The sequence below is a fragment of the Paenibacillus foliorum genome (assembly GCF_013141765.1).
Lineage (GTDB): Bacteria > Bacillota > Bacilli > Paenibacillales > NBRC-103111 > Paenibacillus_S > Paenibacillus_S foliorum.
In genome coordinates, this window is record NZ_WHOD01000045.1 from 212,401 (window position 1) to 239,297 (window position 26,897).

Sequence of the window (26,897 nt, forward strand, 5' to 3'; positions counted from 1 at the left end):
CAGTCACTTGCCACCATTATACCCGATCAAAAACTACAATTACAAGTAGTCACTTCTACCGTCATTGTCCCTAAAAAATAAAATCGATGCTTATAGAACGCACCGATTTTGAGTAAACTCATTCAAACAAGGATGCTATGAATAGTCCTTCTTCTTCGGTAACATTCATTAATGGCAATCGTAATCCGCCTACTTGCATACCCTTCACATTAAGGGCGTGTTTAACTGCTGTAGGATTAGGAACGCGATGAGGACATTCAAACAATCCTTTAAAAATAGGATGGAGTCTGGCATGAATTTGCGCCGCTTCGCGAACATTCCCTTGTAAATAACAGTTTATCATATTTTTCATATCTTTTCCAATCACATGACTGGCGACACTCACAATACCGTAAGCCCCAATAGCCAAAACAGGCAATGTCATGTTATCTTCTCCGCTGTATACTCGGAAGCCTTCAGCTGCCCCATTAACGATTTGCGTCAACTGATCAAGATCAGCGCAATCTTTTGTTGCAACAATATTAGGAATCTGAGACAGACGAATCGTTGTATCTACATTAATGTTAATCCCGGTACGACCAGGTACATTATACAAAATACAAGGTACAGAAACCGCTTCTGCTATTGCTTTATAGTGCTGGTACAAGCCTTCTTGCGAAGGTCGGTTATAATAAGGGGCTACAAGCAATAGTGCATCTACACCCAGCTTTTCAGCTTCCTTGGATAAATGGATGGAATGGGCTGTATCATTACTTCCGGTTCCTGCAATAATTTTGCAGCGTCCGTTAGCGTGTTTTACAGCAAATGCGAACAACTGAAGCTTCTCTTCCTCAGTAAGTGTTGGAGACTCTCCTGTTGTACCACAGATAACCAAGCTGTCGTTGGCCTGTTCCTCAATTAAATAATCTATCAGCTTACCTGTTTGATCCCAATCAATTTGTAAATTAGCATCAAAAGGTGTTACCATTGCCGCAATCAGTCTTCCGAAATCCACGACAAACTCCTCCTACTCTATAATAACTTCAATATCTCGCTTATCGGTATAATTGAAATTTCTTGTGAAGTGCACGGACCGCATTAGCCATATCCTGCCCTTGAACAAGAACCCAAATGGTTGTATTAGAATCTGCAGATTGTAAAATCCTTATATCATTCTCCGTCAATGCTTCGACTATGTGCGCCATAATCCCCGGCACACCGTTCATTCCACCGCCAATAATAGAGACTTTAGCGCAATGAGAAGCAATGTTAGGTTTATATCCAAGCTCAGTTAAAATGTGCACAGCGCTGTCGGCCTCATGATCAAAAACGGTGTACACGACTCCAGCAGGGTTTACATTAATAAAATCAATACTAATATGATGTTGAGCCATAGCTTTAAAAACTTTCAACTGTAGATCGTATACGCCTTCTCCAGCGCTCACTTGAATTTGAGTAATATGCTCAAAATTAGCTATTCCTGTGACACTTCGATCTTGAATCCCATCCTTTACGCCTGGAATCGAATCAGCAACAGTCACTAACGTCCCAGGGTCTTTGCTAAAGGTCGAACGGACTCGGATAGGAATCATAGCATTCATCGCTACCTCAACAGCCCTAGGATGTATCACCTTGGCTCCGTGATGAGCCATATTGCATATTTCCATATAGGTCACAACAGGCAAACGCCTCGCGTCCTTCACAATGCGAGGGTCCGCTGTTAAAATCCCAGTCACATCCGTAAATATATCGACAATTTCTGCCTTTAAAGCAGCACCTAGTGCTGTAGCCGACGTATCACTGCCGCCTCTGCCTAACGTAGTAAAATCATTGTCCTTCGTTTGGCCTTGAAAGCCTGCAACAATGACAACCTTTCCTTGATCTAACAGATCCAAGATCCGCTGTGGCTGAATAGAAAGGATTTGAGCGTTTCCAAAATCGTCATTTGTTGTAATACCGGCCTGCGCTCCGTTTAATACGGTTGCATGAATGCCTTGCGCATTCAATAAACTGCATAGTGTAGCAGCAGAAATGAGTTCACCGCAGTAAAGCAGCATGTCTTTCTCTCTGGCTGGCAAATGGTTACCATTCTGATTAATCACATCAAGCAATGTATCTGTTGCATAGGGCTCGCCTTTTCTCCCCATTGCCGATACGACGACAACTAGCTTGTAGTTTAGTGCTAATGCATCTTGGATGTGTTCTATGACATGTGCTCTTGCTTCGACAGTGGAAAGGGACGTGCCTCCGAATTTCTGTACTAGAATTTTCATGAGGGTCCCTCCTTAAGAGCATCCGTATGGATGCTTACTTCGCAAGGTTATACTTAGCTTTCGTAGAAAGCCTTCTTCGTAAGCGTAATCTTAAGCATCCTTGTGGATGCTTACTGCGTAAGGATATACTTCAAAAAACACAAGCCAGGCTTCCCTACTCAGGAAGCCCACTTGTTATTACTTCTGTTCAATGGCGATATATTCCGCTATTTGTACAGCATTCCAAGCTGCGCCTTTTAATAAATTATCCGAAACAATCCACATATTAAGAGCTCTTGGATTGCTTAAATCTCTGCGCACCCGCCCTACGAAAGTATCCAGCTTACCCGCTGCGTCGCTTGCCAATGGATATAATTGTTCTGCCGGATTATCCTGCAGAACAATACCTGGGGCGTCTGCGAGCAATTGTTTTACTTCCTCGACATCAAAGTCCTGTTTCAATTCAACATAAACCGACTCGGAATGACCGTAAATAACAGGGATACGAACACATGTAGCCGTTACTTCCAATGAATCATCGCCCATGATTTTTTTAGTTTCATTAATCATTTTGATTTCTTCATAAGTAAAACCATTGTCAGTAAACTTATCAATTTGTGGAATAGCATTAAAAGCTATTTGATGCTTAACTGGAAGCGCCCCAACCGGCAAAATTTGTGGTTCAACCGGGTTGCCATCTAAAATTTCACGAGATTGGCGAAGCATTTCATCTATAGCACGCGCCCCAGCTCCGGAAACAGCTTGGTAGGTGGAAACGATAATACGTGAAATCCCGTAACGATCATATAAAGGCTTTAATGCTGCAACCATTTGAATCGTAGAGCAATTCGGATTTGCAATAACTCCCTTATGCTCGCTAATTTTATCAATATTGACTTCAGGAACAACAAGCGGAGTTTCCGAATCCATCCGGTAAGCACTCGTATTATCGATACACACAGCACCATGCTTAATGGCGTGAGGAATTAATTCTAAACTTACACTGCCTCCAGCGCTGAACAATGCAATATCAATTCCTTTGAAACTGTCAGGAGCTGCTGCTTCTAGAGTTATCTCTTGACCTTTAAACTGCAGTTTACTTCCAGCAGACCGCTCGGAAGATAACAATTTCAATTCATTAATGGGGAAATTGCGTTCCTCTAACAAACGTAAGATTTGTTCTCCTACAGCACCTGTTGCTCCAACAACAGCAACATTGAATAATTTTTGATTCGACATCTGTTCGTCTCTCCCCTATGCGAGTAATCATTATTGATAATTGAACCGTTCAATAACCATAGGTTGAAGCTGCTTGCCTTGAAGGGCTGCTTCACAGGTTTCCATAATCAAGTCCATACGAGCTACCAAGGAATTTGGCTTCGCCGTAGGTGCGTCTTGACCGAACGGAACAAAATAAATGTTTTTAGTAATTAAAAGCTTGCTGATATTCATAGCATTCAAACCAAGACCATCATTAGTAGAGATAGCTAATACTACAGGACGATGGTTACGCATTTGTGCTTTAGCCGCCATCAGAACCGGACTTTCGGTCATGGCATTTGCCAGTTTACTCGTTGTATTCCCTGTACATGGAGCTATTGCAAGCACATCCAACAATTTGCTCGGACCTAATGGTTCCGCATCGACAATTGAAGAAATGATATCATTCCCTGTGATCTCTTTCAACTGTTTTTGCCAATTCTCTGACGTACCGAAGCGCGTATCCGTTGTAAGTATGGTATAAGAAACGATCGGAACCACCCGGGCTCCGGCGTCAATAAATCGCTGTATTTGCGGCATCGTCTCAGCAAACGTACAATGGGACCCTGTCAAAGCAAAACCAACTGTCTTTCCCTGCCAATTCATTCCACATTCCTCCTCAGTCCTGCATCCTCAAGAATAATACGACTCAAGGTATCAGCGATGATGCGACCGGCTGTTTTCGGTGCAACAATTCCGGGGAGTCCTGGAGCGAGCATCGCTTTGATTCCTCTTTTTTCAGCAAAACGAAAATCCGTTCCGCCTGGCTTAGAGGCCAAATCGATGATCACTGCACGATGTGGAATATTGGCAATAATTTGTGCTGTGACTATCATAGACGGAATTGTGTTAAAAAGCAAGTCAATATTCGCTGTTTGAGCGTATAAATCCTGTGTGTAAAAGGGTGTAAAACCCATCTCCCAAGCACGTGCGTAATACTCAGGTTTGTTGACGCCTACCTTCACCTTTGCGCCGAGTCCTTGCAATGTCCGTGCCAAAGTAATCCCCGTTCTACCAAATCCAAGCACCATAGATTGCGAGCCATGTATAGTAAAATCGGTGTTTTGAATCGCCATCATAATGGCACCCTCTGCTGTCGGAATAGAGTTATAAATGGCTACATCATCCCGATCGAAAAGCTCAACAATTGAAATCGAATACTTAGCACACAAGTTGCGCAAGTAAGGTTTAGCCATTCCTGTGAAAATCTTGGCATGCTTGGGCAAGGCCTGGATATGTGCATCTGTTAGGCGGAGCTCTGAGGCAGAGAAGATACTCTCCACATTACCGTGATCATCCGTTCCCACCGCCGGCAAAATGACTGCATCAATCCCCTCAAGAACCTCAGAACTCAGCTCGGATCTTGTAATCCCGCTGAATTGATTTTGCAGATTATCAAACCCGATCAAGACGACAGAAGCATCTAACTCGGAGCATTTATAAATGACTTCAAGCTGCCTGGCATCGCCGCCAATCAAAGCCACTTGAATTCCTGTAAGCATTCATTCTCACCTCTTTCTAATCGCAATCCATAACTCATACTATGCTCTCGCCTATGGATGGGTTACTTGGCTGAATAAAGAAACGGCTTTTCCAAAGCAATGTACTAAGAAAACAAAAAGAGTACCTCCTGCTTGCTATTGCAAACAGAAAGTACTCTACAAGTTTTAAATTCATTGGAGTCTTAAAACAATAAATAATCGCAATAAGCTTTGTTTTATTACTTCGTTCCGGTATGTCCGAAACCACCCGCACCACGGTCCGTATCCTCAAGCTCATCAACCTCGATTAATTGCACCTTCGGAACCTCCTGGAAAACCATCTGGGCGATTCGCTCATTTCTCTCAATAATGAATGAATCCAAACCGTGATTGATAAGTAGAACCTTGACCTCGCCGCGATAATCCGCATCAATCGTTCCCGGTGAATTTAACGCAGTAATGCCATGCTTCAGTGCTAAACCGCTGCGCGGACGAATCTGAGCCTCCAGCTCCGATGGCATTGCCAAACAGAAGCCTGTTGGGATCAGCATTCGCTGCCCTGGGTTTAACTCTATCGGTTCATTAACCGCGGCATAAAGATCAAAGCCGCTTGCCAGGAGCGACATTTTTTGTGGAAGCTGAATATCTTCGTTGCCTGGCAACCGCTTGATTTGTACATTAAACAAGTTGATCCCTCCTGAAGCCGTCAATCACATCTGCTTTTTGCCCCACCATCGCCAAAGCAAAAGGAGTAGCAAGCATCTCCTGCGTCAATTCCTGAATGTGATCAAGTTCAACACTCTCAATGCGTTCAATGATTTCGTCCATGCTATAATGTCTTCCAAGCATTAGCTCGTTTTTACCTAACCGGTTCATCCGACTGCTGGTGCTCTCCAAACTAAGGATCAGACTTCCTTTCATCTGCTCCTTGCCTTTTTTGAGCTCACTTGCAGTAAGCCCTTGATTTTTAAGTTCGCTAAGCAGCTCCATAGTTACCTTCAACACATCTGCCGTTTGCTTAGGTGCTGTTCCTGTATAAATCGTAAACATACCACCGTCTTGATAAGAGGTATGATAGGAATAGACCGAATAGGCCATGCCGCGTTTTTCTCTAATTTCTTGAAATAACCGTGAACTCATTCCACCGCCGATAGCATTGTTCAGCAAGACCATCGCATATAGCCGGTCATCTTTAGCAGACAGACCAGGTAGCGATAGGCAAATATGATTTTGCTCCGTTTTCTTCTCATGGTATTCTAAATTGCTGAAAAATGAAGGTGGAGTAAACGTTTGTTCGGTTCCATTGTTTTGAAAACTTCCAAAGTGTTGTTCCATTAATGCCAGAATCGAATCATCTACATTACCTGCAATTGCGATGACCGTATTTTCGATACTATATTTTTCTTTCATGTAATTTCGCAGTGTGTTCGAATCCATGGCCGTCAGGTTTTGTTCGGTTCCAATAATTGTATAACCTAAAGAATGGTTTTCAAAAGCCGCTTTGGCAATTAAATCATGAACCATATCATCAGGTGTATCCTCATACATGGAGATTTCTTCAAAAATGACATTCTTTTCTTTCTCTAATTCAGTTGGATCAAAGGTTGAACGGAAGAACATATCAGCCAAGGCTTCAACAGCTATAGGCAAGTGCTCATCCAGTACTTTGGCATAGTAGCATGTATACTCTTTAGACGTAAATGCGTTAACGTTGCCGCCGATACCATCAAACAATTCTGCTATATCCTTGGCGGAATATTTATCCGTTCCCTTGAACAGCATGTGCTCGATAAAATGTGAAATACCGTTAATTTCTCTGCTTTCATTACGCGAACCTGTTTTTACCCAAATCCCAAAGGATACGGAGCGGCAAGTTGGAATAGGTTCAACGATGACCCGCAGCCCATTGTTCAAGGTATATTTATTCAATGAAGGGAGCCTCCTCGGAAAATCTCATTATGTATCAATTAAATTGTATCTTCTTCAAACTGCTTCGATCTGAAGCTTTTCTTAAAATATGGAATGCATAAGTTTTCAGCTTAGCTGAACCATTCTTATATTGCAAGAAAAGCTACTGCTGAGACACGAATGTATCTTCATCGAACTGCTTCGATCTGAAGCTTTTCTTATATTACCATTATTGCTCAGCAGACTCAACTTTGGGAATGCGATCAGAAGAAATTACTTCGCTTACGGTTCCAAGCTGGAGTCCTTTATTTTTGATTACTTTTATCATTCGCTCTAATGCTTCGCTTGATGATGACGTCGGATGCATAAGAACTAATGATCCCGGTTCTATTCTTGCAGAAATTTTGTTCACAATAGTTGAAGGCGATGGCTTTTGCCAATCTACAGTATCTAATGTCCACAAGATCGTTTTCAACTTTTGCTGACGGGCAATATCGACTGTTGCTTGGTTGAAATCGCCTGAAGGCGGTGCAAACAACACATTGACTACACCTAATTCTTTTTCCAGCAGCTGTTGGGTTTTGAAAATCTCTTGATAAGCCTGATCCCGCGATATTTGGCTCATATTTTTATGGGAGTATGCATGATTAGAAAGCTCATGTCCTTTATCCTTAATGATCTGTGCAGTCGGAATATTTTTTTTCAACCAGCTTCCATCGAAAAAAAAGGTCGCTCGGACATTTTCTTTTTCCAGAATACTTAGCATTTTGGGTAAATATTGCTCTCCCCATGCAACATTGATCATCAAAGATACCATTGGTTTATTGGGATTCCCCTTGTAAATCGGGTGTGATCCCAACTGTTCCAAACCGATGGCTGGCGGCACCTCCCTCATGATTAAATGCAATTGACCTGGTGTTTGCCGCTCTAAGGTGAGCGCAAGCGACTTCTCTACATCAACCTCCACCCCATTGTACCCTGGTATCGCCTTCCATACTCTATCCAATTGTGCGTTGATAGGGGCAATCCTACGTTTATCCGCTTCCAGCATAATCTTTTCTTGAAGCATAGCCGTTTGATCCTGTAGCTTACCTAATCCAGAGTTAACCTTAATCGCAGAAGGGTTATCCATATGAAACGGACTGGTTGCAGGTACATTCGCCGAATGTTGTTTGGTGTATTGTATGAAGGATTTCACACTTTCTGAGCTCTGCAGCACCAGCATGACCGTTGCAAACAGACAGGTTATCATAATCACCTGAATATATTTCATAAGCTTGCTCCTGTCGATGGAATCGTTTGTCCCATAAATATGCGTCGGAGGACAAGATTAGACCAAAACAAAAAGAGACAGAATTCTCTGGCTCTTTGTCGTTGCAATGCTATGAAATAACCTGATTAAGATTGAGCAGGTACTTGTGGTGTAAGAACAGCCTTGCGAGAAAGATTAACGCGGCCCTGTTGGTCGATTTCGGTTACTTTAACGGTGATAGTGTCCCCAATAGCAACCACATCTTCAACTTTAGCTACACGTTCTGTTGAAAGCTGGGAAATGTGAACCAAGCCTTCTTTACCAGGCAAAATCTCCACAAAAGCACCAAATTTCTCAACACGCTTAACTGTACCTAAATACGTCTCGCCAACAACTACTTCCTTAACGATACCTTCAATGATTTGACGAGCCTTATCGTTCATCTCTTGATTCGAGGAAGCAATAAACACTCGACCATCTTGCTCGATATCGATCTTCACGCCAGTTTCTTCAATAATTTTATTGATAATTTTACCGCCTGCGCCGATAACATCACGGATTTTGTCCGGATTGATATGCATGGTAAGAATTTTTGGTGCATATTTGGAGAGTTGTGCTTTAGGCTGTTGAATACGTTCCAGCATTTTACCCAAAATGTGCATTCTGCCTTTTTTCGCTTGCTCTAGAGCTTGTCCTAAGATAGCACGGTCAATACCGTCAATTTTAATATCCATTTGCAAAGCTGTAACTCCAGCTGCAGTACCTGCTACCTTGAAGTCCATGTCGCCAAGATGATCTTCCATCCCTTGAATATCACTTAGGATTGAGAAGTGATCTCCGTCCTTGATTAAGCCCATAGCTACTCCGGCAACTGGTGATTTAATTGGAACTCCAGCATCCATCATGGCAAGTGTGCTCGCACAAATACTCGCTTGTGAGGTCGATCCGTTAGATTCCAATACTTCAGATACAAGACGAATCGTATAAGGGAAATCAGTCTCTGATGGAAGAACTGGCTCTAATGCGCGCTCGCCTAGTGCTCCGTGACCAATTTCACGACGGCCTGGAGGACGCAAAGGTCTTGCTTCGCCGACACTAAATGGCGGGAAATTATAGTGATGCATAAAGCGTTTGGTTTCTTCCAAATCAAGCCCGTCCAAGATTTGCACATCGCCAAGTGCACCAAGCGTACAAACACTCAGAGCCTGCGTTTGTCCACGAGTAAACAAACCGGAACCGTGTGTACGAGGCAGTAAATCGATATCGCACTCAATCGGACGAATTTCGTCTAAGCCACGTCCATCCGGTCTAACTTTATCGTGAGTAATGAGTCGACGTACTTCATCTTTAACGATGTCGTAAAGCGTTTCTTTAACATCAGCCAGCTTCTCCGGCGTTTCTGCATACTCATTTTTGAAATGCTCAACTGTCTCTTCATTAACCACATCGATGGCTTCTTGACGAGCATGCTTCTCAGCAATTTTAACAGCTTCAACCAATCTGGCTTGAGCAAATGCTCGAACATCACGGTTGACTTCTTCATTTACTGTATGTAATTTAACTTCCATTTTAGGTTTGCCAGCCTCTGAAACTAACTGCTCTTGAATGGCAACGATTTTCTTAATTTCATCATGACCGAACATGATCGCTTCCAACATAACTTCTTCCGGAACCTCATTGGCCCCTGCTTCAACCATCATGATGGCATCCTTAGTTCCAGCTACCACTAGATGGATATCACTCTTGTCAACCTGCTCCAACGTTGGATTAATCACAAACTGACCATCCACACGCCCTACAATTACTCCACCAACCGGACCGTTAAAAGGAACATCTGAGATGCTCAATGCCGCTGAAGTACCAATCATAGCTGCAATTTCCGGCGCACACTCTTGGTCTACGCTCATTACGATAGAAACTATTTGTACATCATTACGAAAGCCTTCCGGAAATAAAGGGCGAATCGGGCGATCGGTTAATCGGCTTGATAATATCGCTTTTTGACTTGGACGACCTTCCCGTTTAATGAAGCCTCCTGGAATTTTACCAACCGCGTACAGACGTTCCTCGTAGTTTACAGTCAAAGGAAAGAAATCTAGATCCTTAGGTCCTGTCGAAGCTGTCACTGTACACAGCACCACTGTATCTCCATAGCGAACCATTACTGCAGCATTCGCTTGCTTGGCAAAACGGCCCGTTTCAAGAATTAAGGGACGTCCGCCTAAATCCATTTGCACTCGTTTTTCCATAAAAACCTCCTGAAAGTTATCATAATATCATAAGGAAACTTACTTCATAAGCATCCTCGAAAAATAAAGGTTAGGTTTTACTAATTTAATCTATATAACATTTCTGCATAATGATCAGTATTTCCTTCTTTAATCGAAATAAATCTCTTTATTCATAAAGTACGAAGTTATGCATACGAAAAAGCAACCTCGCTATCTGTTGTCCCAGCCCAAACCGGACCCGAACAGCAGACAACCATGGTTGCTCTTTTGCAGCTAATCCTATTAACGACGCAGTCCCAACTTCGCGATCAATGCGCTGTAGCGGGTAACGTCTTTGTTTTTCAAATAAGCTAACAATTTACGACGTTGACCTACCATTTTCAAAAGACCACGACGAGAATGATGATCCTTCTTGTGAGTCTTAAGATGGCCAGTCAAGTTTACAATGTTTTCTGTAAGAATAGCAACTTGCACTTCCGGTGATCCTGTATCGGACTCATGCGTTTTGTGCGTTTGAATCAATTCTTGTTTACGTTCTTGTGTCAATGCCATTATTGAGTCACCTCCATGAATGATTTGGTATCCCCAAAGGCCCAGAGATCGTCGGAGTTCTCGATTCTCCATGCCAAGGTTCTAATGTTGACGTTTCCGACAACTTTTTGATTATAACACAGCTTGCTAGGAAAAGTAAAATAATAGTTAGTCATGCTAGATTACGCTAAAAGTAATTTAGCCTGATCTGCATCTCTTTGAATTTGTGCTATCAGCTCAGTAACACCCGAAAACTTGCGCTCCGGCCTCAAATAACTGATAAAATCAACGGTCACTTCTTTACCGTAAATTGACTCCGAAAAATCAAACAGATGCGCCTCTAACGTTGGTTTCTCCAAATTTGACTCAAAGGTTGGCTTGTTTCCAACATTCATCACACTGTTATAGGTTTGTCCATCAACGGTAACACGAGCCGCATATACACCTAAGGTCGGGATAAGGAAAGGATCAAGCAAATCAATGTTAGCAGTCGGAAACCCAATCGTTTTACCTCTTCCATCTCCATGAACAACGATCCCATTTAAGGAGTAAGGCCGTCCCAATAAAGCGTTAGCTTGCTCGAGATTACCAGACAATAGATGTTCACGAACCCATGTGCTGCTGACCTTACTTCCATTTTGATGAAACGGTCGTATCACTTCAACAGCAAAACGTCCTTGTGCCAGCTCGCATAAGGTATCCGGTGTGCCGGCCCCCAGATGGCCAAAGGTGAAATCAAACCCTACAATGACGGTATTGACTTTCATCGGTACGAGCATATTTTCAACAAACTCTGAAGGAGAAACCTTCATCAGTTCATTATTGAAAGACACGATGTACATGTTATCTACACCTAATGCTTCCATTAGCCGTTTCTTTTGCTCCACAGGAGTCAGAAGCTGAACGTATTTGCATTGGCCCAGCACTTGTCTCGGATGAGGATGAAACGTCATTATAGAAGCAGGGATTCGCAAGCCTTCAGCGGTATGAATAGCACGCTTGATAACTTCCTGATGTCCCAAATGAACACCGTCGAAATCTCCAATGGCTAGTACCTGCGGCCCCATATTTGAGAGATTGCTTTGTGATATTATAGGATATCCTAATTCTAGCGATTGCATGAATACAAAGTTCACCTACAATTCTTATGAGACAATAACATGCTAAGAGAACACTTTTACTGGGCGAAGCTCCGCGCTGCCTGAATCCCATTGAAAAATTCCAATAAATTGGGCATTCGGGGAATAGGCTGTTATTATCTGATCTTGTATAGCAAGAAGCTGCTCTTCGGATGGTGTAAAAAGAATCTTTTGACCGAGAAGCGCTCTGCGGGTTTGTTCTTCGTTTAAATTTACAGATGGTAAATGAGCTAACGCTCTTTGTGCAGGTATTAGCTTCTGAGCAAGCGTACCTTGTAGCAGCTCCTGCTCAATCTGCTCCAAAGTTAGGCATTGCTCGGGTCCAATGCTTCCTGTAGATGTACGAACTAAGTCCGACATTACAGCTGGATAACCTAATTTCTTACCCATATCTACACATAATGTACGAATATAGGTTCCTTTCGAGCATTGAACATGAAAGCGAATTTCAGGACATGGAAGATCTAGATCCATTTGCAAAATATCGATTTTGTAGATGGTTACCTTCCTTGCTTTACGTTCCACTTCCAATCCTTGACGAGCCAACTCATACAAGCGTTTGCCGTCTACTTTTACAGCCGAGTACATAGGAGGAACTTGTTCGATCTCCCCAACGAAAGAAGAGATAACATCCTCCACTTGGATTTGCGTCAGACGAACCTCATCAGCACGCTCAATTACCTCTCCGCCTGCATCCTCCGTGTCTGTAGCAAAACCAATCTTCAGTGTTGCCTCATAAGCTTTGGGAAGCTCTTGAATATATTCCACAAGACGTGTAGCACGCCCAATACATAGCGGTAATACACCAGTCACCTGTGGGTCAAGTGTTCCTGTGTGCCCGATGCGTTTAATTCTGAGAATTCCCCGGACTTTGGCCACCACATCATGGGAAGTAAACCCCTTGGGCTTCCATACTGGAAGTATACCTTCGAATGTTTCTTTTGTCATGCTAATGCCAACCCTACTTCCTTAACAACCTGTTGGACCGCTTCCTCTAAAGTACCGTAAACCGCACACCCCGCAGCACGCACGTGGCCGCCACCGCCGAACTTCTTGGCTACTTGCGCTACATCCACTTTACCGGAAGACCGTAAGCTTATCTTTACAACGCCACCTGCTTTTTCTTTGAAAAGCAAGCCTACTTCAACACCCTCGACATTACGAGGATAATTGACAAGACCGTCCAGGTCATCACTTGAAGCTCCGCTGCTAACCAAGTCCTGCAGTGAAACTGCAAGCCAACCTACTTGATTGCCGTGAGCAAATGCTAATGTATTCAAACTACTTTTGATTATAGAAATTTGTGGATAGGTAAGCTTCTCCAGAAGATGCTCTGCTAATTCATGACCTTTAACGCCACGCTTCAGCATGTCTGCAGCAATATTCATTACCTTGGCTGAAGTGTTAGCATACCGAAAGCCGCCTGTATCTGTCAGCAAGCCTGAATAAATACATACGTTCAACTCGTAGGACAATGAAATATTCAATTGAATAGCTAGATCATATAGGATCTCAACAGTAGCTGCAGCCGTATCCATTACTAAGTTAACGCTGCCAAAACGGTCGTTGGTTGCATGATGATCGATATTCAGAATTTTTGCCTCACCTGTAAATAACTTGTGCACGCTACCGATTCGAGAATAATCCGCACAATCCACACTGATGATATTTTGATATGTAATTACGGAGGCAGTATCCGCTTCATAGTTAACTATAGAATGCTGACCTGCCGCCATATACATGAACTTGTCTGGCATACGTCCTTCATTGATCAAAGTAAACCGTTTGCCCAAAGCACTCAATATCCAAGCAACCGCAAATGTTGACCCAGCAGCGTCACCATCCGGTTGGATGTGTGACACTACCAGGAAATCATCATTGGTCAGAATGAAGTGAGCTGCGGCTTCCAATTCGGCTGCGTAAGCTTCGGAATGAGACGATACCGTCATAGCCCGGCGTTCTCCCCATTAACTTGATCCAATAGACGCTCAATCTTAGTACCGTAATCAATTGAGGCGTCAAAACGGAACAGCAATTCTGGAATTTTGCGCAACCGAATTCTTTTACCAATCTCCGAACGGATAAACCCGCTGCCGCGGCCCAGTGCTTTCAATGTTTCTTCCTTCTGTTCATCGGTCCCTAGCACACTAAGGAAAATTTTGGCCTGAGATAAGTCATTCGTGAGATCAACGCCGGTCACTGTAATAAAACCGATACGCGGATCTTTCATTTCTGACTGTATGATCTGGCTTAATTCCTTCTTAATTTGCTCTCCGACTCTTCCTACACGTACTCGAGCCATTCAGATCACCTCTCAACAGTTTCCATAACGAAGGCTTCAATAATGTCGCCCTCTTTAATATCGTTGAATTTATCTAGAGATATACCACACTCATAACCTTGCGCTACTTCTTTCGCATCGTCCTTGAATCGTTTTAGCGAGTCAATGTTGCCCTCAAAAACGACAATTCCAGCGCGGATCAAGCGCATTTGTGCGTTACGTGCGATTTTCCCAGAGGTGATCATACAACCTGCAATAACCCCGATTTTGGAAACTTTGAATACATTACGAACTTCAGCTTGGCCAATAATATTCTCTTTGTAGATTGGATCAAGCATCCCTTTCATAGCATGTTCAATTTCTTCCATTACTTTGTAGATGATGCTGTGCAGACGAATGTCCACTTTTTCTTGATCAGCGGTGTTTTTAGCCTGTGGCTCCGGACGAACGTTAAATCCGATCACGATAGCATTGGATGCAGAGGCTAATATTACATCGGACTCGGTAATTGCGCCAACTCCATGATGCAAGATTTTAACACGTACGCCTTCAATATCGATTTTCTCCAAAGAACCACGCAGTGCTTCAACTGAACCTTGAACGTCACCTTTGATGATAACATTAAGATCTTTAATTTCACCATCTTTGATGTGTTTATACAAATCATCCAAGGTAACTCGAACATTTGCGCCCATCTCTGATTGTCTCAAGCTTACTGCACGTTTTTCAGCAATAGCTCTTGCCTTACGCTCATCCTCGAAGCAAATAAACGGATCTCCAGCCTGCGGCACCTCAGTTAAACCCGTGATTTCAACTGGAGTCGAAGGGCCTGCTTCTTTTAATTTCTTGCCTTTATCGTTAACCATTGCACGAACACGACCGAAGCAAACACCAGCTACAAAGCTGTCGCCAACTCTCAATGTACCATGCTGGATCAAGACACGAGCAACCGGACCTTTACCTTTGTCAAGCTCTGCTTCAATAACTGTACCTCTAGCACGTTTATTAGGGTTAGCTTTAATCTCTTGAACCTCAGCTACCAATAAAATCATGTCAAGAAGATTCTCGAGTCCGATACGCTGTTTCGCGGAAATGTTACAGAATATCGTGTCGCCGCCCCACTCTTCCGGAACGAGTTCATACTCGGTAAGCGCCTGTTTGATTTTTTCAGGATCAGCGCCCTCTTTATCTACTTTATTAACTGCAACGATAATAGGCACTTTAGCAGCCTTAGCATGAGCAATTGCTTCAACCGTTTGCGGCATAACACCGTCGTCTGCGGCAACAACAATTATCGTAATATCGGTTACTTGAGCTCCACGCGCACGCATCGATGTAAAGGCTTCGTGACCCGGTGTATCAAGGAATGTAATTTTCTTGTTATGAGTTTCAACTTGATACGCACCGATGTGCTGGGTAATACCCCCTGCTTCGCCTTCCGTAACACTTGTTTTACGGATAGCATCCAACAACGTTGTTTTACCATGATCTACGTGACCCATGATAGTAACAACCGGTGGACGTTCAAACAGATCCTCTTCTTCATCTTTTTCCTCGAACTGTTCGAACTTGTCTTCCTCAACCGGAATTTTCAGTTCTACTTCTACTTTATAATCACCTGCAAGCAATTGAATCGCATCCAGATCAAGCTCTTGGTTAATGGTAGCCATTACACCAAGGAACAACAGCTTCTTGATAACTTCAGAAGCATCCTTATGGAGAGACTTCGCCATTTCACCTACCGTCATAGTTCCACGGACAATAATTTTCTTAGGTGTATTATCAATCTTTTCTTTCTTGACCGTTTCTTGCTGGTATCTGCCTTTGTTATTACCTCTGTTATTGCCTCTATTGTTAGGGCCTCTAGACGAACTGAATTTGTTGTCGTCATAGCGCTTTTCATTAGGTTTGGTTTTCTTGGCTAGCTTATTTTCTTGCTCTCCATCAACGGGTCTTGCACCACCCACAGACTTGTTAAATGGGCTGGAGCTTCCAGCGCTTCTTTGCTCAAATGGCTTGCGCTGTTCAAAAGAACCTTGTCCCTGAGGACGGCTCGATCTTTGATCGCCTGGGCGTCCGGCATTACCGGCAGCAGTTCCGCTTGGACGGTTAGCTTGCTGTCCTTGACCACCTTGGTACCCGCCTGGACGACTTTGGCCGCCGCTTGGTTGGCTGCTGCTGCGTTGTTGGTAGCCTCCGCCTTGGCCGCCTTGTTGACCACCACTTGATTGGCCGCTGCGTTGTTGGTAGCCTCCGCTGCCCTGCTGGCTGCCTGGTTGGCCGCTGCGCTGTTGATACCCACCTTGGCCGCCTTGTTGACCGCCACTGCGCTGCTGGTAGCTACCTTGCTGGCCGCCTTGTTGACCACTGCGCTGCTGATATCCACCGCTTTGCTGTGATCCTTGGCCTTGAGGCCTGTTGCCTTGATAACCTGAACGCTGCTGCCCTTGAGAGCTGCCGCCTGCTTGACTGCTTGAGCCTTGGCTCTGTTGGGAACTAGCAGGTCTTGGAGCTGGTGCTGCTGTTTGAGTTGACGCTGCTTGAACCGGCTTATCTGCTTCCGGCTGAGCTTGTTGAACCTGCGGCTGAACTGGTGCTGCTGCTTGAGCTTGTGGCTGAGGCGTCACCTGCTGTGCCGTCTCCTTGGTAGCTGTGCTAACCGGTGTTGTACTGCGCTTGGCAGCAGCGTTTGCTTTAACATCTTTAAAAAACTTCTCTACACTATCCACTGTATTATTCTCCATTACGCTCATATGATTATTAACCGGGATACCTAGTCTTTTTAATATTGTTATAATCTCTTTGCTACTCATATTTAAAGACTTAGCATATTCGTATACTCTTAGTTTTTCCTTATTGTTGTCTTGATTACTCAATACTGTCCACCTCCGTACGATTTTCCAGACTTTTCTTCAGCATTTTCGCAAACCCCGCATCGGTCACGGCTATAACAACTCGTGATTCCTTTCCGATGCTTGCTCCCAACTGTTCACGGCTGCCGTACTGATGTAGGGGAACACGATAGGTATTGCATTTATCGCCCACTTTTTTACTTGTATTAACCGCAGCATCTTCAGCTACAATGACAAGCTTAGCCTCGCCCTTACGAACTGAATCAATAACGGATTCTTCACCTGTAGTTATCTTGCCCGCTCTCATGGCCATACCTAGGTTATTAAAAAAATTATTCTTCATCATCCACCGCTGCTTCCTTACCGGCAATAAATTCATCTTCCACTTTGATGAAATCTTGCTCCAAAGCATCGTAGATGTCTGCACTTACCGTTTGCTTTAATGCGCGGTCTAAGGCCTTGCTCTTCTTAGCCAGCTTAAAACAGGATAACTTTCCACAAAGGTAGGCTCCCCGTCCAGCTTTTTTACCGCTCAAATCTATCAGTATTTCGTCACTTGGCGTTTTGACAACGCGGATCAATTCTCTTTTCGCCATCATTTGCTGGCATGCAACGCATTTACGAAGAGGAATTTTTCTTTGCTTCATCCATGATCACCTCCGGTGCAACCGCACAGCGTATATATGTCGCCCACTACCGTACCGGCTGCTGGACTCAGTCAACGCTTATTGAATCCTGGTTCATTTCATCATTGTATGTTTTCGGGCGGCCATATTCTTGCTCAGCCTGCGTCTCACTCTTGATGTCAATCTTCCAGCCCGTCAATTTAGCAGCTAGCCGCGCATTTTGACCCTTAATCCCGATAGCTAAAGAAAGCTGATAATCGGGTACAATCACCCGTGCCATCTTCTCGCTTTCGAACACATTTACTTCCAGCACCTTCGATGGACTCAATGCGTTCGCTACATACTCATCCACTTGCTCGATCCAACGCACAATATCGATCTTCTCGCCTTTTAGTTCGTTCACTATGGTTTGCACGCGCATCCCCTTGGGACCTACACAGGAACCAACCGGATCTACCTCTGCATTGCGGGAATGAACGGCAATTTTAGAACGAAAGCCAGCTTCTCTGGCAACCGAACGAATTTCAACAACACCGTCAAAAATTTCTGGTACCTCCAACTCAAAAAGACGCTTCAGTAAACCAGGATGCGTACGAGATAAAATAATTTGTGGCCCTTTGGTTGTGTTCTCAACCTTAGTTATATAGGCTTTAACCCTATCGCCTTGTTTAAATTTATCGGTCGGCATCAATTCGGTCAAAGGCAGTGCTGCCTCAATTTTACCTAAATCAATGTAAATATTACGCAAATCCTGACGTTGTACAATACCTGTAACGATATCCTCTTCTTTATCAACAAAAGCATTATAGATTAATCCGCGCTCCGCTTCACGTATACGTTGAGTAACTACTTGTTTCGCTGTTTGTGCTGCGATCCGCCCAAAGTCGCGTGGTGTAACCTCAATTTCAACAATATCATTCAGTTGGTAGTTTGCATTAATTTCGCGCGAAGCTTCCAACGATATTTCCAGACGCGGATCCAATACATCATCCACAACCGTTTTACGAGCGTACACTTTAATCAATCCAGTGTGACGATTAATGTCGACACGGACATTCTGGGCTGTATTGAAATTTCGTTTATAGCTTGAGATTAGTGCAGCCTCGATCGCATCGATCAACACTTCCTTGGCTATACCTTTCTCCCTTTCGATTTCCGACAGAGCATCAATAAAATCGGTATTCATTTGAACGGAGTTCCCCCTCTCATAAAATCCACAATTTATTTAAAATACGATTGCTAATCTCGCACCAGCCACTTTGTTAAAAGGGATTGCATGCTTCTTTTTGCCGATTTCAATTTCAACCGTTTCCTCATTAAACGACAGTAGTGTACCTTCAAATTCCTTCAATCCATTAACTGGCTCATAAGTGGTTACAAACACATTTTCACCTACAGCTTTATAATAATCCTGCACTTTTTTCAATGGACGTTCCGCACCAGGTGATGAAACCTCTAAGAAATAGGCAGTAGGAATGGGGTCATCTTCGTCTAATTTTTCACTTAAGAATTCACTAATACGGCCGCAATCATCAATATCGATGCCGCCTTCCTTGTCCACATACACACGCAAAAACCAGTTACTGCCTTCCTTTACATACTCTACATCGACCAGCTCAAATCCGTTCTCTTCCATGTAAGTCTGGAGAAGCGACTCTACTACGGATTTTATTTGCGTGCTCAACCTTCTTTTCCTCCTATCGTCAATGAAAGCCGAGTGCTTTCATGTCTATAACAAAATGTAAAGAGTGGGTTTCCCCACTCTCTAAGATCGGAACTTATTACGTTGTTACCAAAGAAGATTATACCATAAGCCTTATAGGTATGCAATATGATGAGTGCCTGCTCTATTTAGAAGAGCGATAATTGATTGGTCTCCGGTAGTCCACGAAAGCATCCCATACTCCCTAGCAGCTCCACAATTGTTTTGGATGCTTTGCTGCGACTTTGAAAATCTTCTATGGATAGGAACGGACCGCCATCCTTTGCAGCCGCAATATTAATAGCTGCATTCTCTCCAATACCAGCCATAGCAGAAAATGGAGGAAGAAGCGAATCACCTTCAACCAGGAATTTAGTCGCGGCTGATTTAAACAAATCAATAGGCTTGAACGAAAATCCGCGAGCTGTCATCTCCAAAGCCATCTCGAGGATAGAGATCATGCTTTTTTCTTTCGGAGTCGCCTGAAACCCTTTATCCTCAATCTCAATCAGTTTGCGTAGGATCGCATCATATCCTTGACACAGCAGCTCCAAATCGAAATCATCCGCTCGAACCGTAAAATAAGTCGCATAATAAGCAATTGGATAATATAACTTGAAGTAGGCTGTACGGACCGCAGAAATAACGTAGGCTGCGGCATGTGCTTTTGGAAACATGTATTCAATACGTTCACAAGATTCAATATACCAAGCAGGAACCTTGTGTTTCTTCATATCTTCCTTCCACTCCGGCGTCAGCCCCTTGCCTTTACGCACGCTCTCCGTAATTTTAAAGGCAAGACCCGCGTCCATACCTGCTTTATAAATCAAATAAAGCATGATGTCATCACGACAGCCGATAACAGTCTTAATATTACAGGTTCCTTTCTTGATGAGCTCCTGTGCGTTTCCGAGCCATACACCGGTACCGTGAGATAATCCAGATATCTGAAGTAAATCAGCAAAAGAGGACGGTTGTGTCTCTTGAAGCATCTGCCTAACGAATTTCGTGCCCATCTCCGGAACTCCATAAGTGGCAACTGGCGTTCGTATCTTCTCAGGCTCAACACCAAGTGACTTCGTAGAGTTAAAGATGCTCATTACCTTCGGATCATTCATAGGGATGGTTGTCGGGTCGACACCGGTCAAATCCTGCAGCATCCGCATCATCGTCGGATCGTCGTGCCCAAGAATATCGAGCTTCAGCAAGTTAGCGTCAAAGGCGTGATAATCAAAATGGGTTGTTTTCCATTCTGAACTCGTGTCATCCGCAGGAAATTGTACAGGTGTGATATCATCGACATCAATATAATCAGGAACTACTACTATACCGCCAGGATGTTGCCCTGTACTTCGCTTGACCCCCGTAAAGCCCAGAGCCAAACGGTTAATCTCGGCTCCACGCCACTTCTTGCCCTGTTCTTCTTCATACTTTTTCACATAACCAAATGCTGTTTTCTCCGCAATTGTACCGATAGTACCAGCCCGGAACACATTTTTCGGTCCAAATAATACCTTGGTATAGTTATGGGCAACGGGTTGATATTCGCCCGAAAAGTTTAAGTCAATATCCGGTACTTTGTCTCCCTTAAAACCTAAGAACGTTTCAAATGGGATATCCTGCCCCTCGCCTTTTAATTTAGTGCCGCAGTTAGGGCAATCTTTATCCGGCAAGTCAAATCCACTTGGTATACTTCCATCGAGGATCCATTCACAATGCTGGCAGGATGCACAAATGTAATGCGGTGGCAGCGGATTAACCTCCGAAATACCAAGAAAAGTGGCAACTACAGACGATCCAACAGATCCCCGTGAACCAACCAGGTAGCCGTCCTCATTCGATTTCTTAACGAGCCTCTCGGAAATCAAATAGTTCGCAGAGAAGCCGTATTTGATAATGGGCACCAATTCCTTCTCCAGCCGCGCCGTAACAACCTCTGGAACCGGCTCACCATATATACGTTTGGCTGTATCATAGCAGGTATTGCGGATTTCATCGTCAGCGCCTTCGATAATTGGTGTAAACAGCTTGGTAGGGAACAGCTCAAGCTCTTCGATCTGATCAGCAAGCTCAGAAGTGTTGGTAACAACAATTTCATAAGCCGTTTCCTTGCCGAGATATTCAAACTCCGCAAGCATTTCTTTCGTTGTGCGTAAATGAACTTCCGGTTTGCGGATATCCTTTAATGGGCTAAATCCAGTTATACCATTGATGGTGATATCGCGGCATATTTTATCACGTGGATGCAGATAATGCACATTGCCAGTGGCTATCACCTTTTTACCAAGCTTACGGCCTATTTGCAGCACCCGGCGGTTAGCGTCCTCCAGCTGTTCTTTGCTGCCAACTAAGCCTTTTTCCACTAGATGCATATTAACGCAGGTCGGTTGTATTTCCAGAATATCGTAAAATTCGGCAACCCGCTCCGCTTCCTCCACGGACTTGTTTAACACAGCTTCATAGAACTCGCCTTTTTCGCAGCCAGATACAATAATTAAGCCTTCTCTCATCTCCATAAGCTTGCTCTTAGGTATGCAGGCAACCCGATGAAAGTACTCCGTATGGGAAATGGAAATTAGGGAGAATAAGTTTTTCTTGCCCACCGCATCTTTGGCATAAATGCAGCAATGAAACGGCCTTGTAGTTTTTAAATTCTTACCTACATTATCATTCAATTGTACCAAATCAATTAAACCGCGATCCGCTGATTCTTTAATAAGGTTAAATAAAATATAACCAAGAGCAACAGAGTCATCTACAGCTCGGTGATGGTTGTCCAAGCCAATTTTAAATTTATCAGCTAACGTGTTCAATCGGTGATTTTTCATTGTTGGAAACAGTAATCTTGCCATCTCTAACGTATCCAAGGAAGGATTAGTCACTTCCGGCATACCTAGCCGTTTACAATTAGCCTGTATAAAACCCATGTCAAACCGTGCGTTATGAGCGACCAATATGCTATCACCGATAAACTCAATAAACTTCGGCAGTACATCCTCGAGCTCTGGAGCATCGCTAACCATATCATCATTGATATTAGTCAGCTGCTGAATATTATAAGGAATCCGTTCATGCGGGTTAATGAAGCTAGCAAATCGATCGATCTCTTTGCCATTCTGCATTCGAACGCCCGCTATTTCAATGATTTTATTGTTTACAATAGATAAGCCCGTTGTCTCAATATCAAATACAACATATTCAGCTTCACGCAAATCCACTGAACGAGCATTAAGAACAACAGGAACCCCATCATCCACTACATTAGCCTCTAAACCGTAGATCATTTTAATCCCGTGCTTCTTCGAGTACTTGTAAGCGTCCGGATAGCTTTGAATTCCGCTGTGATCCGTTACTGCTATCGCTTTGTGACCCCATTTGGCCGCCATTTTTATATACTTATCAATAGAAGTGATTCCATCCATAGTACTCATGGTCGTATGAAGGTGAAACTCTACGCGCTTTTCTTCAGCGTCATCCTTGCGATCAGGGGGAGCCGACACTTCGTTAATATCATTTGGCATCAGCACCAGCTCAGGAATTTGCATAAAACGATCATATTCTACTTTGCCGCGAACCTTCAGCCAAGTGCCGTTTTGAATCAAGCTATAGATCTTTACATCTTCCTTCGTCTTAGCAAAAGCCTTGACCATCATTGAATCCGTAAAATCAGTTATATTAAACGTAAACAAGGTCATCCCGTTTTTGAGTTCTTTCGAATCAAGCCCGAATACAGCACCTTGCAGTGTAATTTTCTTTTCTTCGTCTTGAACCATTTGGATTGGAATCGGTGCATCTTTAATATCGTAACCCACCATTAGCTTCAATTCTGCCTCATTAAGTGCATCTGCTTCCTGGTCAGCTTCGATTGAGATCATCATTTCTTGGGTAACGACTTTTCCTTCTTCAGCAATTTGCTGGGCAAATTTCTCGTACTCTTCTTCCCTCGCCTCATTCATCGCATACTTTACCTGCAGCTCTACGCCGAAAAAATTAGAAAAATACGATTGTATCCATTGACCAATATTTTTCTTTTTTGCTAGCTCCAGGCCTATTGAATCAAGCATAAGCAAAGTTAATTGATCGCCTTGAACTTCAATCTTAGCCTTATTCATCCAGCCGTTGACTGAAGTCGCTTCACGCTGCACCCACTCTACGAACATTCCCCAATACTCATGGGCAACTGAATCAGGAGCAACATCATCGGTATATCTCAGCATAAAACGTATGGCCGCAATATGAGCGAATTGATCACGAATCATTTTGCAAAACGAACGGTATACCTCTTGAGGAACAAGGGAGTTTTTGATGATATAAAATGTCCACTCCCGGTTCGTACGGCTCGTTTCGACTTTATCAATGTAGCCATCTTGAAAAAAAGAGTTTACGACCTCATCTGGCACCCGAGCCTGAGCCATCAGCATTTCAAACCGTTCTCTTTTCACTGCTGTATTACTCATGAACTTCCTCCCCCAAATCCCCGAAAAAAATACAAAGGGCAAACAGGAGATGTTGCTTTCCGATTTGCCCTATATTTACTAATAACCTGTATTAATACGCTCTGCCAAATACTACAGTATGCTTGGAAGCCTCGCCACATACGAGACAATTCGATTTATGCTCAACCGGTTCAAATGGAATGTTACGGCTCGTTGCGCCAGTTTCTTCTTTGACCTGTGCTTCACACGCTTCAGAACCGCACCAGCCAGCTAAGGCGAAGCCGCGCTTCTCTTCTAAGAAGGCTTTGAACTCGTCCAAGCTGTCGACGGAAGTGAAATTATCATCCCTGAACTGCTTAGCTCTATCATACATTTGTTGATGAATTTCCGCCAGCATGTTTTTCACTTCTTCGACAAAATCCTCCTGCTTCACCATCCGCTTTTCGCCAGATATTCTTGAAACAAGCACCACTTGCCCATTTTCCATATCACGCGGCCCTAGTTCAACACGAACCGGAATGCCGCGCATTTCGTATTCATTGAACTTCCACCCTGGAGTTTGATCTGCCCGATCATCTACTTTGACACGCACTCCAGCTTGTTTCAACTCTTTAAAGAGCTCGTCAACACGTCCAACTACCTGTTCACGCGTTTTCGGAGGTCCGATTGGAATCATAATAACCTGTGTAGGAGCAACTTTTGGTGGCAAAGCAAGACCACGATCATCTCCATGCACCATAATCAAAGCACCAATCAGTCTCGTACTAACTCCCCAAGACGTTGTATGACAGAACTGATGCTGATTCTCACGGTCCAAATATTTAATGTCAAAGGCAACAGCAAAGTTTGTCCCCAAATAATGCGACGTACCAGCTTGAACAGCTTTGCCATCCTTCATCATCGCTTCAATGGAATACGTGTCTACTGCGCCAGCAAACTTTTCGGAAGGAGTCTTTTGACCAATAATTACCGGAATCGCTAAGAAATTCTCTGCAAAGTCCTTATAAATTTCCAGCATTTGCATGGTTTCACGGCGTGCATCAGCTTCATCCTCATGGGCAGTATGTCCTTCCTGCCATAAAAACTCGCTTGTCCGCAAAAACGGCTGAGTTCTTTTTTCCCAACGTACAACATTAGCCCATTGATTGATCAGCAAAGGCAGGTCACGGTAGGAGTTAATCCATTCGGCGTACATATGCCCAACCATGGTCTCTGAGGTTGGACGAATAGCTAGACGCTCCTCCAGCTTCTCGCCGCCTGCTTCCGTAACCCATGGTAATTCGGGATTAAAGCCTTCAATGTGATCTTTCTCTTTCTGAAAGAAGCTTTCTGGGATAAACATCGGGAAATACGCATTGCGATGACCCGTTTCCTTGAAACGTCCGTCCAGCTCACGCTGAATGTTTTCCCAAATCTCATAGCTGTCAGGTTTAAAAACAATACAACCGCGAACCGGTGAATAACTCATCAAGTCCGCTTTCTTAATTACATCAATATACCATCTGGAGAAATCTTCACCTTGAGGTGTTATCTCCTTAACAAATTGCTTTTCATTCGACATGGTTGACGTTCCTCCCAAAAACCTTAACGTAGTTAATCTTCACTAATCTTACGTGTTCAAAAAGTCCACTTTTCGAACAACCTCTTATGTTAACTACTTAGTTTATCCTGTAATAAGCCTTAATATATCATTGTAAGTAACAGCGATCATAAGCAGCATCAGCATCGCAAATCCAACAAAATGTACCATGCTCTCTCTGCTTGGATCGACTGGCTTCCCACGTATGGCTTCAAACCCTAGAAAGACAAGTCGGCTCCCATCCAGTGCAGGAAACGGCAGCAGGTTGAATAAGCCTAAATACAAGCTCATTAAGGCTGTCCAGAACGTATACTGTGCTATTCCGGCGCTCGCTTGTTCGCTTGTGAATTCAACAATTCGCACCGGTCCGCCTAGATCATCCATTTTAAACTGCAGCGTTGCCAGCTTACCGAAGCTATCTAGTATCGAAACTGTTGCTGAGGACATACTCTTCCATCCGTTAACTAAGCCGTCAGTAAAGCCAGCTTTGCGGTTTTCGGCCATTAGAGTAACTCCGACAAGGCCTCCACCTTTATCTTCAGGAGTAATTTCCTTGCGCATCTGCTCTCCGCCACGATCTACAATCCATACCATTGGCTTATTAGCTGATTGCTTGATCAGATTTCTAAGTTTTGTTCCGTCAGCGCCTATCGGCTCATTATTTACGATCATTACAATATCGTTGGCTGCTAGTCCGCCTTTATCTGCAGGTGAACCAGGCTCCGTACTGCGAATTTTAACCTTGTCTGGAACTCCGGCCATAAAAACAACAGCCACAAACAGAACAAAGGCCAAAACAAAATTCATCATCGGTCCTGCAAAAATAGAGAGAGAACGTTGTCCAACCGTCTTGCTGCCAAACTGGCGGTTCCAAGGAGCGATCTGTGTTTCCTTGTTTTTGCTAACCATCATAGCTTGAGGATGAACCTTTAGCTGTCTGATTTCCCCATCCACATCTAACTTGATCATTAGATTGTGTTCCAAATCAATTTCTTCCACAACGCCAACTAAACTATCTAGACGTTTATCGAAATCATTCAAATATATATGAGTGATTTCATCGTCGCCATTCAAAGCAAGCGCAATCCGTTGTCCTTGATTAATCTGAACCATTTCCGGATCTTCACCTGCCATGCGGACAAAGCCACCGATAGGTAATAAGCGTAGTGTATACCGAGTCTCATTCTTCTTAAATGAAAGCAGTTTAGGTCCAAATCCGATGGCAAATTCTCTCACTAAAATACCTGCGCGTTTAGCGAAATAATAATGCCCCCATTCATGTATGGTAACCAGTACAAAAAACAAAAGCACTATTTGAAAAACATTCTGCAACGTAGCCAATTCGCAACGTCCTCCCTTTAGCATCGTTTAGTCAAGTATGTGCCATG

The 26,897-nt window shown here is 43.6% G+C and carries 22 protein-coding genes; all 22 read right to left on the reverse strand.

Translation table 11 applies throughout. The annotated features are described in order from the left end of the window. Window positions 1-118: 118 nt before the first annotated feature. Window positions 119-994, reverse strand: a complete 876-nt coding sequence (dapA, locus tag GC093_RS09250; RefSeq protein WP_171651568.1) for a 4-hydroxy-tetrahydrodipicolinate synthase — start codon at window positions 992-994, stop codon at window positions 119-121. Between the two features lie 40 nt (window positions 995-1,034). Then, window positions 1,035-2,252, reverse strand: a complete 1,218-nt coding sequence (gene dapG / locus GC093_RS09255; RefSeq protein WP_171651569.1) for an aspartate kinase — start codon at window positions 2,250-2,252, stop codon at window positions 1,035-1,037. Window positions 2,253-2,429: 177 nt separating this feature from the next. Beyond that, window positions 2,430-3,470, reverse strand: a complete 1,041-nt coding sequence (locus GC093_RS09260) for an aspartate-semialdehyde dehydrogenase (protein WP_171651570.1) — start codon at window positions 3,468-3,470, stop codon at window positions 2,430-2,432. Between the two features lie 30 nt (window positions 3,471-3,500). Next, on the reverse strand, window positions 3,501-4,097 hold the full coding sequence (locus GC093_RS09265) for a dipicolinate synthase subunit B (protein WP_171651571.1): 597 nt from the start codon (window positions 4,095-4,097) through the stop codon (window positions 3,501-3,503). Then, a complete protein-coding gene (gene dpsA, locus GC093_RS09270) occupies window positions 4,094-4,993 on the reverse strand; it encodes a dipicolinate synthase subunit DpsA (protein ID WP_171651572.1) in 900 nt (299 codons plus the stop codon). Before dpsA ends, GC093_RS09265 begins: the two co-directional genes overlap by 4 nt. 218 nt (window positions 4,994-5,211) lie before the next feature. After that, window positions 5,212-5,658 carry a dUTP diphosphatase gene (gene dut / locus GC093_RS09275; RefSeq protein WP_171651573.1) on the reverse strand — a complete coding sequence of 149 codons (447 nt, stop codon included), beginning with the start codon at window positions 5,656-5,658 and terminating at the stop codon, window positions 5,212-5,214. Continuing rightward, window positions 5,651-6,901 (reverse strand): M16 family metallopeptidase, encoded by a 1,251-nt coding sequence (locus GC093_RS09280; protein ID WP_171651574.1) that lies wholly within the window; start codon window positions 6,899-6,901, stop codon window positions 5,651-5,653. The genes dut and GC093_RS09280 overlap by 8 nt, the downstream gene beginning before the upstream one ends. Before the next feature lie 208 nt (window positions 6,902-7,109). Next, window positions 7,110-8,153: a polysaccharide deacetylase family protein gene (locus tag GC093_RS09285; RefSeq protein WP_171651575.1), complete on the reverse strand. Its 1,044-nt coding sequence runs from the start codon at window positions 8,151-8,153 to the stop codon at window positions 7,110-7,112. A 125-nt stretch (window positions 8,154-8,278) separates the two neighbouring features. Further along, the gene (pnp, locus tag GC093_RS09290) at window positions 8,279-10,381 is read right to left on the reverse strand and encodes a polyribonucleotide nucleotidyltransferase (protein ID WP_171651576.1); all 2,103 of its coding nucleotides are present in this window, start codon (window positions 10,379-10,381) and stop codon (window positions 8,279-8,281) included. A 264-nt stretch (window positions 10,382-10,645) separates the two neighbouring features. Then, a complete protein-coding gene (gene rpsO, locus GC093_RS09295) occupies window positions 10,646-10,915 on the reverse strand; it encodes a 30S ribosomal protein S15 (RefSeq protein WP_171651577.1) in 270 nt (89 codons plus the stop codon). Window positions 10,916-11,076: 161 nt separating this feature from the next. Continuing rightward, window positions 11,077-11,961: a bifunctional riboflavin kinase/FAD synthetase gene (locus GC093_RS09300; protein ID WP_246313955.1), complete on the reverse strand. Its 885-nt coding sequence runs from the start codon at window positions 11,959-11,961 to the stop codon at window positions 11,077-11,079. A gap of 96 nt (window positions 11,962-12,057) precedes the next feature. Further along, window positions 12,058-12,981, reverse strand: a complete 924-nt coding sequence (truB, locus tag GC093_RS09305; RefSeq protein ID WP_171651579.1) for a tRNA pseudouridine(55) synthase TruB — start codon at window positions 12,979-12,981, stop codon at window positions 12,058-12,060. Next, window positions 12,978-13,982 (reverse strand): DHH family phosphoesterase, encoded by a 1,005-nt coding sequence (locus tag GC093_RS09310; RefSeq protein WP_171651580.1) that lies wholly within the window; start codon window positions 13,980-13,982, stop codon window positions 12,978-12,980. The genes truB and GC093_RS09310 overlap by 4 nt, the downstream gene beginning before the upstream one ends. Beyond that, complete coding sequence (gene rbfA / locus GC093_RS09315) at window positions 13,979-14,335, reverse strand: 30S ribosome-binding factor RbfA (RefSeq protein ID WP_171651581.1); 357 nt, start codon at window positions 14,333-14,335, stop codon at window positions 13,979-13,981. The genes GC093_RS09310 and rbfA overlap by 4 nt, the downstream gene beginning before the upstream one ends. 5 nt (window positions 14,336-14,340) lie before the next feature. Then, window positions 14,341-17,190: a translation initiation factor IF-2 gene (gene infB / locus GC093_RS09320; RefSeq protein WP_171651582.1), complete on the reverse strand. Its 2,850-nt coding sequence runs from the start codon at window positions 17,188-17,190 to the stop codon at window positions 14,341-14,343. Further along, window positions 17,183-17,512, reverse strand: coding sequence for a YlxQ family RNA-binding protein (locus GC093_RS09325; protein WP_171651583.1), 330 nt, complete (start codon window positions 17,510-17,512; stop codon window positions 17,183-17,185). The genes infB and GC093_RS09325 overlap by 8 nt, the downstream gene beginning before the upstream one ends. After that, the gene (rnpM, locus tag GC093_RS09330) at window positions 17,499-17,813 is read right to left on the reverse strand and encodes an RNase P modulator RnpM (protein ID WP_171651584.1); all 315 of its coding nucleotides are present in this window, start codon (window positions 17,811-17,813) and stop codon (window positions 17,499-17,501) included. Before rnpM ends, GC093_RS09325 begins: the two co-directional genes overlap by 14 nt. A 67-nt stretch (window positions 17,814-17,880) precedes the next feature. Further along, the gene (gene nusA, locus GC093_RS09335) at window positions 17,881-18,978 is read right to left on the reverse strand and encodes a transcription termination factor NusA (RefSeq protein WP_171651585.1); all 1,098 of its coding nucleotides are present in this window, start codon (window positions 18,976-18,978) and stop codon (window positions 17,881-17,883) included. A 39-nt stretch (window positions 18,979-19,017) separates the two neighbouring features. Further along, the gene (rimP, locus tag GC093_RS09340) at window positions 19,018-19,476 is read right to left on the reverse strand and encodes a ribosome maturation factor RimP (protein ID WP_171651586.1); all 459 of its coding nucleotides are present in this window, start codon (window positions 19,474-19,476) and stop codon (window positions 19,018-19,020) included. 167 nt (window positions 19,477-19,643) lie between these two features. Next, on the reverse strand, window positions 19,644-23,951 hold the full coding sequence (locus GC093_RS09345) for a PolC-type DNA polymerase III (RefSeq protein WP_171651587.1): 4,308 nt from the start codon (window positions 23,949-23,951) through the stop codon (window positions 19,644-19,646). Between the two features lie 91 nt (window positions 23,952-24,042). Beyond that, window positions 24,043-25,491 (reverse strand): proline--tRNA ligase, encoded by a 1,449-nt coding sequence (gene proS, locus GC093_RS09350; RefSeq protein WP_171651588.1) that lies wholly within the window; start codon window positions 25,489-25,491, stop codon window positions 24,043-24,045. A gap of 102 nt (window positions 25,492-25,593) precedes the next feature. Beyond that, window positions 25,594-26,850: an RIP metalloprotease RseP gene (rseP, locus tag GC093_RS09355; protein ID WP_171651589.1), complete on the reverse strand. Its 1,257-nt coding sequence runs from the start codon at window positions 26,848-26,850 to the stop codon at window positions 25,594-25,596. Window positions 26,851-26,897 lie beyond the last annotated feature (47 nt).